10 protein-coding genes and 1 pseudogene are annotated in these 13,661 nt (G+C 63.8%); 7 read left to right on the plus strand and 4 right to left on the minus strand.

Annotated features, from left to right (window positions below; genetic code table 11):
- A pseudogene (locus QCE83_RS06740) lies at positions 1-443 on the plus strand (tannase/feruloyl esterase family alpha/beta hydrolase); the annotation flags it as partial.
- Positions 444-465: 22 nt separating this feature from the next.
- On the opposite strand, the gene QCE83_RS06745 reads toward QCE83_RS06740, so the two are convergent.
- Positions 466-864, minus strand: a complete 399-nt coding sequence (locus tag QCE83_RS06745; RefSeq protein WP_309808286.1) for a DUF2917 domain-containing protein — start codon at positions 862-864, stop codon at positions 466-468.
- 312 nt (positions 865-1,176) lie between these two features.
- Positions 1,177-3,174, minus strand: coding sequence for a hypothetical protein (locus QCE83_RS06750; protein ID WP_309808287.1), 1,998 nt, complete (start codon positions 3,172-3,174; stop codon positions 1,177-1,179).
- 491 nt (positions 3,175-3,665) lie between these two features.
- Between QCE83_RS06750 and QCE83_RS06755 the strand changes: the two genes are divergently transcribed.
- The 6 genes from QCE83_RS06755 (at position 3,666) to QCE83_RS06780 (ending at position 9,036) form a co-directional block, all read left to right on the plus strand.
- Positions 3,666-4,019: a YciI family protein gene (locus QCE83_RS06755; RefSeq protein ID WP_309808288.1), complete on the plus strand. Its 354-nt coding sequence runs from the start codon at positions 3,666-3,668 to the stop codon at positions 4,017-4,019.
- Between the two features lie 117 nt (positions 4,020-4,136).
- Positions 4,137-4,535: a VOC family protein gene (locus tag QCE83_RS06760; RefSeq protein WP_309808289.1), complete on the plus strand. Its 399-nt coding sequence runs from the start codon at positions 4,137-4,139 to the stop codon at positions 4,533-4,535.
- Positions 4,532-5,830, plus strand: coding sequence for an RNA polymerase sigma factor (locus QCE83_RS06765; protein ID WP_309808291.1), 1,299 nt, complete (start codon positions 4,532-4,534; stop codon positions 5,828-5,830). The genes QCE83_RS06760 and QCE83_RS06765 overlap by 4 nt, the downstream gene beginning before the upstream one ends.
- A gap of 505 nt (positions 5,831-6,335) precedes the next feature.
- Positions 6,336-7,196, plus strand: coding sequence for an ABC transporter permease (locus QCE83_RS06770; RefSeq protein ID WP_309808292.1), 861 nt, complete (start codon positions 6,336-6,338; stop codon positions 7,194-7,196).
- A gap of 25 nt (positions 7,197-7,221) precedes the next feature.
- Complete coding sequence (locus QCE83_RS06775; protein ID WP_309808293.1) at positions 7,222-8,241, plus strand: ABC transporter substrate-binding protein; 1,020 nt, start codon at positions 7,222-7,224, stop codon at positions 8,239-8,241.
- A 57-nt stretch (positions 8,242-8,298) separates the two neighbouring features.
- The gene (locus tag QCE83_RS06780) at positions 8,299-9,036 is read left to right on the plus strand and encodes an ABC transporter ATP-binding protein (protein WP_309808294.1); all 738 of its coding nucleotides are present in this window, start codon (positions 8,299-8,301) and stop codon (positions 9,034-9,036) included.
- Positions 9,037-9,489: 453 nt separating this feature from the next.
- Here QCE83_RS06780 and QCE83_RS06785 read toward each other — a convergent pair whose 3' ends face one another.
- Positions 9,490-10,740, minus strand: coding sequence for an EAL domain-containing protein (locus tag QCE83_RS06785; RefSeq protein ID WP_309808295.1), 1,251 nt, complete (start codon positions 10,738-10,740; stop codon positions 9,490-9,492).
- Complete coding sequence (locus QCE83_RS06790; protein WP_309808296.1) at positions 10,737-13,463, minus strand: ATP-binding protein; 2,727 nt, start codon at positions 13,461-13,463, stop codon at positions 10,737-10,739. Before QCE83_RS06790 ends, QCE83_RS06785 begins: the two co-directional genes overlap by 4 nt.
- Positions 13,464-13,661 lie beyond the last annotated feature (198 nt).

Genomic DNA, 13,661 nt, shown 5'->3' on the forward strand with positions numbered 1-13,661 from the left:
CCCTATAACCGCACCCGGTTACCCCTTTCTTCTCCCGGGGGGCGTCTTTCAACCGGTTTTTCCCCGTTTTCTCCGCCCACGGCGGCAAGCTGATCGCGATGCACGGCCTCTCCGACGAAGTCATCAGCCCGAACCAGACCATCGCGTTCTATCGCGACCTGATCGAGCATTACGGCCGCGATACCGTCGAATCCTTCATGCGGCTCTACATGGTCCCGGGCTTTCAGCACGGCAACGGCGTGTTCATTCCGGCATGGGACGAACTCGGCGCGCTGGACGAATGGGTGAGCAACGGCGTCGCGCCGGAGACGCTCTTCGGCAGCGACATCGCGCCGGCCACCAACGGCCGGACGCGCCCGATATGCCGTTATCCGAACTATCCGCGCTACATGGGGAAGGGCAGCATCAACAGCGCGGCGAACTTCCGTTGCGTCGAACCCTGAACAGTTCAGACGAGCACGCGCCTTATAGCGCGTTCAGCGGGCGTGTCCCGATGCGCGGCCAGATTTTCGCGAGCCAGCGCGCGGCGCGTCCGTGCATGAGGCCACGATACGAAGTCAACGATACCTCGACCGCGTGTGCGCTTTCCGTCGATAGCCAGACACGCTCGCCGCGCGACAGACGCACGACGTCGCCGGACTTGAGCCAGTAATCGTAGGGATCCTGATGACGTGTGAGCCACACCGATGCAGCGGCGACGCGCAGTTCGGCATCGCGCGACAGACGCCATGACACCGTCCGGTGCGGATGAACCTCGATGAAGACCACGATGCGCGTCCCGGACGATCCGGCCGCGCCGATGCGGCCCGACGCGACACCGTGGCCGACGCCCTGACATGCGAAATCTTGCGACAACTCTTCCATGCTGCTCTCCAGTAAGTGAGCCGGAGACGGAAGCCTTGCACGCAAAAACAAGAAGGCCCCGTCTTGCGGCGGGGCCTTCGGAACTCATTGCTGCCTTGTGTTTGCTCTTTCGTTAGCGCACACGCTGTTCCGTAGACCCGCCACGAATGGCGTTCATACGGTTTTTAATCGCAGCGGTGAGGAGCGTGAGGGCGGCGTGCATGTGTTGGAGTATCGTGTGGCGCAAGCTGACTTGTCAACCGTCGCGATGACAGCCCCAACAAAAAACCCGGAGCAGGGCAGGCCTGCGCCGGGTTCGAGACACCGCATCACTTACATGCCGGTGTAGCCCTGCGGCCGCGTGCTGTTGCTCTTCGCGACATCCGCATTGGTCGAGACGACATATTGCGGCGACTCGGTCAGCGTCAGCGTGACTGCACCGTTCGAATACGGCACGCTCGATACGTTGCCCATCGCGTCGATCAGCTGCACCGTGCCGCTGGAGCCGGCGGCATCGACATTGAGCTTGTAGCTCGTGCTGTACGTGCTGCTGAAGCTGCCGTTGGACGCCGGCCATACCGAGTTGTTATGCGTCCACAACGCGGTGATGACGCGGCCGTTGTTCAGCTGCTGGAACGAGTACGCATACACGCCGGACGGCAGGCTGTTCACCGGACCGAGCGTCGTGGTGCCGTCGAGCACGCGGGTCATCGTGGCGACTTCCATCGCGGCCGGCTTCGGGCTGATGTTGGTCGTGCCGAACTCGGCCTGCGGATGATCGAGGTCGAAGAACGTGCCGTAGCCCGCCTCGCCCGGGAAGTCCGGGCCGAAGAACACGTAGGTCTGGTCCGCGCCTTCGCCCAGCAGGATCAGGTGCGTGCGTGCAACCACGGCGCCCTGCGCGAACAGGATGTTCGGCGTCGGGTAGTTCGGGCCGTAGCTCGAACCCACGTCATAGCTGATGCCCGTTTCCGTGACGAACAGCTTCATGTTCGGCTTGTAGTCCTTCGCCATCTCCGCGCGCAGGTTACGCATTTCGTTGAGCAGCGAGTTGGCGGCGTCGGCGGGATTCGGATCCGTGTGATGACGCTCCGGCGGATGCGAGGGCGACGTGCCCGCATCGTAGTAACCGTGCGTGGCGATGCCGTCGAGATACTGCGCGAGACCGAGCGGCGCAAGGCGCTTCAGGCGGTCGGTCGTCAGCGACGGGAACGGCTCGGCCGGGCCCATCACGACCGCGTGCGGATCGCCGGCATGCAGCCCTTCGTACGTGCGCTGATACAGCGCGACGAAGTTCTTGTCGGTGTCCTTCCACTGGATGTACGGCTCCCACGTGACCTGGTAGTAGTTCGCCGACATCGTCGGGTAGTACTTCGCGCGGATCGCTTCGGTTTCCTGGCCGACGCGCGTCATGTAGTCACGGTAGTAGCCGAGATCGTTCGGGATATAGCCGTAGTCCGGATTCAGGCCGTGCATGCTGGCCCAGCCCGGCAGGCCGTCAAGACGCACGAGGCGCATGACCTTGCCCGACGTGTAGAACGGGTCGAGGTTGTTGGCGGTCGGCTTGAACGTGTAGCGGCCATTCGGCTCCATCACGTTCATCTGGCGGTCGTCGATGGTCGAGGTGATGCCGAGCGCCGACAGCATCGTGCCGTTGTCGTTGAAGCCCTGCATGCCGAAGCGATGCTGCTCCTGCTTCGCATACGTGACTGCGGGAATCACGCTCGAAACGTCCGGAATCACGCCGAAGGTCGCGATGCCGTTCGGCCGCGTGCCCGAGGTCTGCACCTGGCCGCCGCCGTTGGCGAGCGTCGCCGACACGGCGAAGTAACCGGCGAGGTTCGAGCTGCAGGTGAGGGTGGTCGTCGTGGCCGCGGCGGGCGCGGCGAAGCTGCCGCTCGCGACCGTCTTGCCGAGCGCGTCGGCGATGGTCCACTTGAGCGTATCGGCCGAGCCGGGACGCGTGGTGATCGCCACCTTGAACGTGGAATTGATCGCGAACATGCGCGAGCCGTCCGAGCCCGGTGTGTCGACAGTGATCTGGCCGCTGCCGCCCGATGCCGACGACACCGCAGGAGTTGCACACGTGAGGCGCAGATTGGCGGCCGCGTTGGCGACGGCTTGCGCGGTCACGGCGGCATCGCTCGCGACCGCGGCGTTCGCCGCTGCCGTACCCGGGGCGCCGGACGCCGCGCTGCCGGATGCACCAGCGCTTGCTGCGCCGGACGTGCCGGCTGCGCTGGTCGAAGCAGGCGAGTTGCCGTCACCGCCGCCGCCGCAGGCAGCGAGCGCCAGCGCGAGCGTCGAAAGCAGGAAAGGATTCTTGATCATCGTGTCATACGCACAGGAACCGGACGCGCAGCAGTGCGCTCCCGGCGATGCCAGCGGCATCGGGAGTTGTTGACGGAAAGGCAGGGAGAGGCACGAAGCCATCCGGCCAGGGCGGAGTCGCGCGCCGCGTTAATCGGTTCGAACGCCGACGTCCGGAAACAGGGACGCAAACGTCCGCTTCGCATGCCTGACGACAGCGAAGAAGGATGCGGACGGAAACACCGGGAATGCGCCGGGCGCTGCCAGGCGTACAGCAAGTTCGCTAGCAGAAATGTGCATAGAACACAGTGCGCGCGCGGACATTGGTAAGACATGCTTCGGATCGAATCCTACTAGGAAAGGCTCGTTACAGTGAGTAATAGCGAGTAATGACTTGTAACGTATGATCATTGGTTTAATCATCACAAGAAACGCCCGGCCCCGTCTGTCTTGCCGATGCGCGCCGGACGGTTTAAGTTGGACCCCGCTAAAAAAATTTTCAGGAGGACGTCGTGGCGTATCTGTTACTCATCGTCGAACCCGTCGAACAGCGCAGCAAGCGCACCGAGGAAGAGGGGCGGGAGGCCTATCGGCAAATGGTCGAGTTCGCCGACGGCCTCAAGGCGCGCGGCGTATTGCGGGCGGTGGAATCACTGACTTCGCACAAAGAAGCGACGCGCGTGTCGACGGCGCACGGCGATACGCGGGTGGTCGACGGGCCGTTCGCGGAAGCGAAGGAAATGATCGGCGGCTTCTTTCTGCTCGATTGCGAAACTCAGGCGGAGGCCGTCGCCATTGCCGCCGAATGTCCTGCCGCGGCGTGGTGCACGGTCGAAGTTCGTCAGACCGGGCCCTGCTACTTTTGACCGGGTGTTTTTCCCGCATTCGGTCAATTTTCTCGATAACACTCATGTCGATTCTGCCGCGCGTGGTTCGTCGTGGTGATTGAACGGCCGCGCGCTTTCAACCTGGAGACACACACGATGCACAAGCAGATTTTCGTGAACCTGCCGGTCCGCGATCTCAAACGATCGATGACGTTTTTCAAGGCGCTCGGCATGAGCTTCGACGCGGCCTTCACCAACGACGATGCCGCGTGTCTCGTGATCGGCGAAAACATCTACGCGATGCTGCTCGTGGAAAGTTTCTTCAAGACGTTCACGGAGAAGCCCATCGTCGATGCGAGCACGAGTACCGAAGTGCTGGTGTGTCTCTCATGCGAGAGCCGGGCCGAGGTGGACGAACTGGTGGCGAAGGCGCTTGCCGCGGGCGGCCGGGCGCCGCGCGAGCCGCAGGATCACGGCTTCATGTATGGCCACGGCTTCGAGGATCTCGACGGACACATCTGGGAGCTCGTGCACATGAACCCGGAAGCCGCGTGAGCGGGCCGGACAAGCGGGGCGCCGTCGCGGACGATGCGGCCCGGCGCGCCATCGATGCGGTGTGGCGCATCGAGTCGGCGAAGGTGATTGCGAGCGTGGCGCGCGTGGTGCGCGACGTCGCGCTCGCCGAGGAGCTGGCGCAGGATGCGTTCGTCGCGGCGCTGGAGCACTGGAGCGAGACGGGCGTGCCGGAGAAACCGGGGGCATGGCTCATGACGACAGCAAAGAACAAGGCGCTCGACCGGTTGCGGCAGCATGCGCTGCACGCACGCAAGCACGAGGAATACGGACACGATCTCGAGGCACACGAGGGCTACGTCACGCCCGATTTCGTCGATGCGCTCGCCGCCGCGCAAGAAGACGACATCGGCGACGATCTGCTGCGGCTCATTTTCACGGCATGTCATCCGGTGTTGTCCGTCGATGCCCGGGCGGCGTTGACCTTGCGCCTGATCGGCGGCCTGACGACCGATGAGATCGCGCGGGCGTTCCTGGTCCCGGAGCCGACGATCGCGCAGCGCATCGTGCGGGCGAAACGCACGTTGTCGGCGGCGCGGGTGCCGTTCGAGGTGCCGCAGGCGGATGCGCGCGCGGCGCGTCTCGGTTCGGTGCTGGAGGTGCTTTATCTGATCTTCAATGAAGGCTACTCGGCGACGGCCGGCGACGACTGGATGCGGCCGGCGCTGTGCGAGGACGCGCTGCGGCTCGGTCGGATCCTTGCCGGGCTGATGCCGGATGAGAGCGAGGTTCACGGGCTGGTCGCGTTGATGGAGATCCAGGCGTCGCGGACCCGGGCGCGCGTCGATGGCCAGGGCCGTCCCGTGTTGTTGCCTGACCAGGACCGCAGTCGGTGGGATCCTTTGCTGATCCGGCGCGGGCTGGCTGCGTTGGAACGCGCGGAGGCGCTGGGCGGCGCGCGGGGCGTGTATGCGTTGCAAGCGGCGCTGGCGGCATGTCATGCACGCGCACCGACAGCCGCGGACACGGACTGGGCGATGATCGTCACGCTATACGATGTGCTGTTGCAGACCGCGCCGACGCCGGTCGTCGAACTGAATCGCGCGGTGGCTGTGAGCATGGCGTACGGCGCCGCCGAAGCGCTGCCGATCGTGGATGCGTTGTGTGAAGCGCCGGCGTTGAAGCGATATCAATGGCTGCCCAGCGTGCGGGCGGATTTGCTGGCGCGGCTTGGGCGTCGGGAGGAAGCACGCCTGGAGTTCGAGCGAGCGGCGGCGTTGGCGAAGAATGCGCGAGAGCGGGCGTTCCTGTTGGAGCGTGCTCGGGAGATGGGGTGATGGGATGGAATTGAGGTCGGTTCGGACACGCATCTTCAATTTAACATAAGACAAAATATCTAACTTTTTGGTGTCAGAGCTTTTTAGTGATGCCAGGTTTGGGTTCATTAGAAATGTCTGATTCGAGCCTCGGATACAAAGCAGACGCGCCACATAAAAGCGGCTTCGACACCCTCCATAGCTGGACCTATCAGAACCTCCAGCCTGGCACTACCGGCTCGATTATTGTTTGAAGATGCTTGATCAAAGCCGCGAGTTTGCAACCGAGTGCGCCGAAAAAGCCTTAAAAAGGTGCAATCTGCCGCTGAGTTTATTTTCGGCCGACAGCGCCCTGGCGTAACTCCGAAAATCAAACCCGCTCCCTGTTTTTGTTCTTGAATGGTTTTCCTTTTGCGGGATGGCTGAGCCCCGGCGGCCCGCGTGATCCACCGGTGTGCGCGACCGACGGCATGTCGAGGCGCACGCTGCGTCCCGGACATTCGAATCTGAAACTGAGGAGACGGCAGTGAGAGCGAGAACCCTACCCGACCACGGCAAGACGATCGAGCCTTCGACGGCGCCGCGCACGCCGGAGGTCAAACAACGTCGTCGTTTGCGCCCAAGCCTGAAGTCTTATTGGTTGACCGGCGCCGTGCTGATCGTGGCGGTCGCGCTGTGGCAGGCCATATCGATGGCCGGCGTCTTCCCCGCATTCGCGCTGCCTTCGCCGGTGGCGGTCTGGCAAGCCTTCGCCGACATTCTGCGCAACGGCTACGGCGGCCAGTCGCTGATCGGCGACATCCTGATCAGCTGCTTTCGCATCATCGTGGGCTTTGTCGGCGCCGTGGCGATCGGCGTGCCCATCGGTCTGTTTATGTCCCGCAGCAAGATCGTTTTCGACATCATCGACCCGCTGCTCCAGTTCATCCGCCCCGTGCCGCCGCTCGCCTATATCCCGCTTCTGGTGGTGTGGTTCGGCATCGGCGAATTGCCGAAGGCCATTCTGATCCTCGTCGGCACCATCCCGGTCATCATCATCGGGACCATGTCGGGCGTCAAAAGCACGCCGCCGCTCCGTATCTCCGTGGCTCGCACCCTCGGCGCCACCAACGCGCAAATCTTCCGCAGGATCGTCCTGCCTTCAGCGATGCCCGAGATCTTCACCTCGATGCGCGTGGGGATCGGCGTGGCCTGGACCTGCCTCGTCGCCGCCGAACTGATCGCCGCCAGCAGCGGGCTCGGCTGGCTCGTGCAGTTCGCCGGACAGGCGCTGCAGGTGGCCGTCGTCATCGTGGGCATCATCGTGATCGGGGTGATCGGCTACGCCATGGAACTCGTGATTCGCCAACTCGAAAACTGGATCGTGCCCTGGCGCGGGCACGACTGACATCAACCATCCAAGGAGACCAGACATGAAGACGAGACGCCCGAAGCAAGCCATCACCGCTGCCCTGCTGATCGGCACCGTGCTCTACGCCGGCGTCGCCGGGGCCCAGAGCAAGCCGCAGGTCATCATCGGCTACGAGGACAACGGCGCCGACCCCTACATGGTGTCGATGGCGGAGCACCTCTTCGAACGTCACATGAATGCGGAGGTCGAGTACAAGCTCTTCAGCTCGGGACCGGCGGCCATGAGCGCGCTGGCGTCGAACAGCCTGTCGTTCATGTGCGGCCTGGGCGTACCGCCGCTCGTCACGGCGATCGCGCAGGGCTTGCCGATGACGATCGTGTACAACCAGGAACGGTACACGAACGCTGCCGGCATCGTGGTCAAGCCCGACAGCGGCATCCACGACGTCGCGGGTCTGCAGGGCAAAAAGATCGCGATCGTCGCGGGCTCGCAGGCTTCCTTCGAACTGGCGACGTTCCTCGCCGAGGCACACGTCCCCTACACGTCCGTGACCCAGATCAACATGGCGCCGCCGCAGATGCGCACCTCGTGGGTGACGGGCTCGATCGACGCCGCCATCGTCTGGGATCCCGTGTTCAGCGCGTTGCGCGCGGCCGGCGGCAAGGCGATCAAGACCGACGGCGATCTGCCGCGCGGCGCGTCCAGCTACAACGTCTGCATTGCCAACGCGGACTGGGCGAAGGCGCACCCGGATCTCGTGCGCGGCTTCGTCGCCGCGCTCGACGAGGGCTATCAGATCACGAAGAAGGACCCGGACAAGGCCATTGCCGAGATGGCTCGCCAGACCGGCGTCACGGTGGATGTCGCGAAGAGCGAGCTGGCGGGTTATGAGCTGTTTTCCGGGGCCGATCAGACTACGCCGAACGTCATGGGATCCGGCGCCGGGGTGAAGACCTCGGCGACGTATGAAACGCTCGTGAATACCGCCAAGGTGCTGAACTCGATCGGACGCATTCAGACGGTGCCGTCGAGCTTCGAGGTCAACGTTGCTCCGCAGTATTCTCAATCGCTGGCTCATTGAGGTGCTGCTTCGGGTCGCTGAAGCGCTGACAACCTGCTCGACAGACAGGAGACGGACTTGACTATCCTGATCGATTCGCTATACAAAACCTTCGGCGGAACCTCCGCCCTCGAGAACATCAATCTGCAGTTCCAGAGCGGCGAATTCGTCACCGTGCTCGGGGCCTCCGGCTGCGGCAAGACGACCTTGCTGCATCTGCTGGCAGGTCTGACATCGCCCTCTCGTGGCAGCATCCATATCGACGGCGAAATCAAGGATCGGCCCGGCGAAGATCGTGTTGTCGTGTTCCAGCAGGCGGGATTGTTCCCCTGGCTCAACGTCGAGGAAAATATCGAGTTCGGTCTCTCGCTTCACTCGGTTTCCAAGGGCGAGCGGCAGAAGGCCTCTGCTGACATCCTGCGCACCATCGGGCTTGAAAACTTCGCGCGGCACAAGCCCTATGAACTATCCGGCGGGATGCAACAGCGTGTGGCCATCGCTCGCGCACTCGTCATGAAGCCCAAGGTCCTGCTCATGGACGAGCCCTTCGGCGCGCTCGATGCGCAAACGCGCAGCGCCATGCAGACGTTTTTGACTTCGCTTTGGGATCAACTGCATTGCACGATCGTGTTCATCACGCATGATATCGATGAAGCAATCCTGCTCGGGACGCGACTCGTCGTGTTGTCGTCACGACCTGGGCGGGTCGCGCTGGATGTGCCTATCGAACTCGAGCGGCCTCGCACGCCGCAATGTGCCTTCGATCCGCATTTTCTCGAGTTGAAGAAGCAGGCTATGGGGATTCTGGCGCATTGAATTCTGGCTGAGATCTGGGTTCGGGACGACGAATGCGCTTTCGTAAATTTCCCGCTTTCGCGTCGGTCTATTAGCACTGCCCCTCCCCGGGGCGGGGGTAACTTTCTTTGCCGCTGCAAAGAAAGTCACCAAAGAAAGCAGCTTTTCTTCCCGCCCAGCGTCACCTGGCGGCACGACACAGAACCACGCTTCTGGCCCGGCACTAGCGAGTGCCCTCACAGGCCACACCGGGCTTGGATCGCGGACCCACCGTGACATCGCGCCATTCAACAAACTGGCACAGCTGCTTATAGTTCCGGCTTAGCGCTTCGCGCTGCCGCACGGTCTGCCAGGGAAGCCCTTGGGATGCCCGTGCCTTCGGGTTGTCCACGCCATCTGCCTGTCTAGGCCGGCGTGTCGCGGCATCGCAGGGTTCGCGCAGAAGTTTTCAAGAGCATCAGACTTTCAGCGCCCTTACCCTCCCGCTACATCGTCTAGCGCGTCACCCTGCCCCAGATCGCATCCTTCCCAGCGAAAAAACTGCAGATCTTCGCTGCTCGACACACCTTCCGCAATCGCAACGACACCCAGCGTATGCGCCAGCGCCACGATCGCCCGCGCCACCACCGCACGCTCGCTGTCACGCGCCACGTCCCTCACGAAGCGCGCGTGAATCTTGATGCGATCCGGTTGCAACGCCTGCAAGTCAGTCAGCGCGATACGATCAAGGCCGAGGTCCGTCAGCGTGATCGACACGCCCATCGCCTGCAATGCGCGCGCAGCCATGCGGCGCGCCGCAAGCGTCTCACTGCTGACCTGCAGATCCAGCGCACGGCCGTCAATGCCCGCCGCGCTCATGCACACAGCGAAGGCTTGCGTGAGACTGTCGTCGCGCCGCAGCGAGACGAGCGGAAGCGACACCCGTGGCGCAGGCGCCGCGTCCGCATCGCGATAGGAGCGCGCCAACGCACACGCGCGTTCAAGCATCGACGCATCGAGCGACTCCAGCAGCACGTCATCGTCGATCAGCGCCGCGATGTTCGCGGTGTCGAGCGGCCCTTCGCTCGTCATCCATTCGCACTTCAGTTCGACCGCGCGCACCACGCCCGAGTTGAGTTCGACCTGCGGCAACGCCCGCACCGTGACCGCGCCCCGGCGCAGCGCCTCCCTGAGTTCAGCGCCGATACGCTCGCGGCGCACATCATTCACCGCAGGCGGCACTTCGCGATCCGCATTGGCCTCGCGCAGCGTGCGGATCGTTTCGTAAGCGCGCAGGCCAGTCACGACGATCGAAGTCAGCTTCTGCGCGGTCAATTCGGTCTTCAGGTAATAACCGTTGATGTCGTATCGCGCAATCACATCGCGCTCCGGCGCCATGCCGGGCTGGCCGGTGCGCAGGACAATCTGCACGTCGCGATCGCGCAGCACCTCGCGGATGTGACGCACGAGCTGCAAGCCGGCGTCGTCGGCTTCCATCACGACATCGAGCAGGATCAGCGCCGTGCCCGGATGCGCCGCCAGCCACGCACGCGCTTCGGCAGCCGAATGCACGCTCGACAACTCGATGCTCCTGCCCGAGAACGCCGTATCCGCAAGCACCAGACGCGTGACTTCGTGCACCTCGGGGGCATCGTCCACCAGCAACACGCGCCACGGCGGCGCGTGCGGTCCGCCATTCGGCGGCTGGGCCGGCGGCGCGCGACGCAACCAGGTGGACGCGGTCATGGCGCATCTCCGGTCAGGCTTGGCGCGGCGCCGTCCGGGGCGCGCACGACGCGCGGCAAGGTCAGCACGAACACCGCGCCGCGTGGCGCCGCGTTGCGCACTTCAAGCGTGCCGCCGAGCGCGCGCGCCACCAGCGCATAAGCCAGATGCAAGCCGAGGCCGCTGCCGCCCGCGCCGCGCCGCGTCGTGAAGAACGGTTCGAAGATGCGCTCGTGCAATGCATCGGGAATGCCGCAGCCATCGTCCTCATGTTCGATGACGATCTCGTCGTATCTGCGCCGCGCCGAAATGACGATGTGTCCCGTCTCGCCCGGCGCGAAGGCATGCGTGAGTGAATTGACGATCAGATTGGTCAGCACCTGCGCCAGCGGTCCAGGGAACGAATCCATCACTATCCCCGCGGGGCATTCAACCCGCAGCGACACTCGCGTGCCACGCATCTTGGGTTCCAGGCTCACAACGGTCTCGCGGATATAGTCGCCGAGATCGAAATGACGCCGCGCCTCGCTCACCTGATCGACCGCAATCTGCTTGAAGCTCTGCACGAGGCGCGCCGCACGATCCGCGTTCGACAGCATGAGGCGCGTGGATTGACCCGCATCGCGCAGGAAGGCATCGAGCGCGTCGGCAGTCAGTTCCTGGCGTGCAAGACTCGCGCCGACGCTCTCCGTCCGGTCACGCAGATATGACGCCGCGCTCACCACGATGCCGACCGGCGTATTGATCTCATGCGCGACGCCCGCCACCAGACCGCCGAGCGACGCCATCTTCTCCGATTCGACCAGATGCTTGCGCGTGGCCTCGAGGTTGTGCAGCGACTGCAGCAGATCGGCCTGCGCAAGCTCGCGACTTTCCTGCGACAGCACGATCCACCACGCACCGAAGGCGAGCAAGGGCAGCGTGGCCGCATACGTGTGCAGCAGCACGCCTTCAATCTGCGCGCGAGCGATTTCGCCGGCAATATCGATCAGGCGGAACGAGAGCAGGAAGACCGCGCCGGTCGCCGTCGCCGCGATCACGAACAGTCCGAAGAAGCGGCCGATACGTCGCCCGAAATGCGGCGCGAGCGTGCCGGGTCCGGGTGCGTCGACGGCCAACGTGGGCGCGACGCCCGCAGCCGGATGCTTGCAGCGGTCGCGGCAATGCGTGTCGAGCCCGCAGCACAGCGAGCAGATCGAGCCCTGGTTGAACGGACACCACGCCATGTCGGCGGCTTCGTAGTCACGCTCGCAGATACAGCAGCGCACGAGTTCGATGCGCGGCACGTCGGCATAGCGGACATCGGCGCGTGCGATGTAGTAGCGTCCACCCGTCGCGTAGGCTATGACGATGGCGCTCGCAAACGCCAGCAACAGTGCGATGAAGGCGGAATACGCGCGCGCGACATCGCCGAACAGGCCGGCGAACGCGCAGGTCGACACCACCGAGGCAATCAGCATCGAGCCGCAGCCCACCGGGTTCACCTGATACAAGTGCGCGCGCTTGAACTCGATGCGCCGCGGACTGATCCCGAGCGGCTTGAGTACGACGAGATCGGCGACCAGTGCGCCGAGCCACGCGATCACGAGATTCGAATACACGCTCAGAACGGTTTCGAGCGTCTTGAAGATGCCGAGCAACGTGAGCAGCAGCGCGATCATCACGTTGAAGACCAGCCACACCACGCGTCCCGGATGATAGTGCGTGAGCCGCGCGAACACGTTCGACCACGCCAGCGAGCCCGCATAGGCATTGGTCACGTTGATCTTCACCTGCGAGATCACGACGAACACCACGGCGACAGCCAGCGCAAGCGCGGGACTGTCGAACACATGCCGGTACGCGGTCACGTACAGATGCACGGGCACGACGGCATCGACGGGCGACACACCGTCCTGCAACGCCAGCACGGCGAGCAGACTGCCCGCTAACAGCTTGAGTCCGCCGACCACGATCCATCCGGGGCCGGCCGCCAGCATCGCGGACCACCACGACAGGCGGTTCTTCGCCGTGCGATCGGGCAGGAAGCGCAGGTAATCGACCTGCTCGCCGATCTGCCCCATCAGCGAAAACAGCACGCCCGCCGCCGAGCCGAACAGCAGCAAATCGATGCCCGCACCATTCGACGCCGCATTCACGCCCGGAAACGCAGCCCATCGATGCAGCACGCCCGGGTCCTGCACCAGCACGAAAACGAAAGGTGCGACGAGCAGCACGGCCCAGAGCGGCTGCGTCCAGCGTTGCAGCTGATTGATGAGCGTGACGCCGAAGAACACCAGCGGAATGATCAACAAGGATGACAGCAGATAGCCGATCACGATGTTCATGCCCACCGCGAGTTCGAGCGCCTGCGCCAGGATCGCGGCTTCGAGCGCGAAAAAGATGAAGGTGAACGATGCGTAGATCAGCGACGTGATGGTCGAGCCCACGTAACCGAAGCCCGCGCCGCGCGTGAGCAGGTCGATGTCGACATTGGCTTCGCTCGAATAGAAGGCAATGGGTACGCTCACCAGGAAGATCAGCGCACAGACCACGAGAATGGCGGGAAACGCGTTGTGAAAGCCGAAGCTGAGCGTGATGCTCGCACCGATGGCTTCGAGCGCGAGAAACGAAATGCCGCCCAGCGCGGTGTTGGCGAGCAGCGCGGGCGACCACTTGCGATACGAACTTGCGGCATAGCGCAACGCGTAATCTTCCAGTGTTTCGTTCGCCACCCAGGATTGATAGTCGCGTTTGATTCGCATGACGGTTCGCCGGCCGATCAGGCCCGCGCCTGACGCGGTCGATTATTCGCTTAAAGAAGCCCTGCTGCAACCCGGCCGCCACGCACCTGCCGGGTTTGTTCCGATTGACCTTGCAGGCAAGACTGCCAAGACTGACGAAGCTCGAACCGAGCCTTGCTCCGAGGCTCCCGCAACCTTCCCTCTGCGCAACGGAGTCGC

The sequence above is a fragment of the Caballeronia sp. LZ034LL genome, from assembly GCF_031451215.1.
In the GTDB taxonomy this organism is placed as follows: domain Bacteria; phylum Pseudomonadota; class Gammaproteobacteria; order Burkholderiales; family Burkholderiaceae; genus Caballeronia.

Excerpts from the sequence above, each read along its gene's own strand:
- QCE83_RS06745 (WP_309808286.1), bottom strand. The coding sequence starts at position 864 with ATGGAAGAGTTGTCGCAAGATTTCGCATGTCAGGGCGTCGGCCACGGT.
- QCE83_RS06750 (WP_309808287.1), bottom strand. The coding sequence starts at position 3,174 with ATGATCAAGAATCCTTTCCTGCTTTCGACGCTCGCGCTGGCGCTCGCT.
- QCE83_RS06760 (WP_309808289.1), top strand. The coding sequence starts at position 4,137 with ATGCACAAGCAGATTTTCGTGAACCTGCCGGTCCGCGATCTCAAACGA.
- QCE83_RS06775 (WP_309808293.1), top strand. The coding sequence starts at position 7,222 with ATGAAGACGAGACGCCCGAAGCAAGCCATCACCGCTGCCCTGCTGATC.
- QCE83_RS06785 (WP_309808295.1), bottom strand. The coding sequence starts at position 10,740 with ATGACCGCGTCCACCTGGTTGCGTCGCGCGCCGCCGGCCCAGCCGCCG.
- QCE83_RS06790 (WP_309808296.1), bottom strand. The coding sequence starts at position 13,463 with ATGCGAATCAAACGCGACTATCAATCCTGGGTGGCGAACGAAACACTG.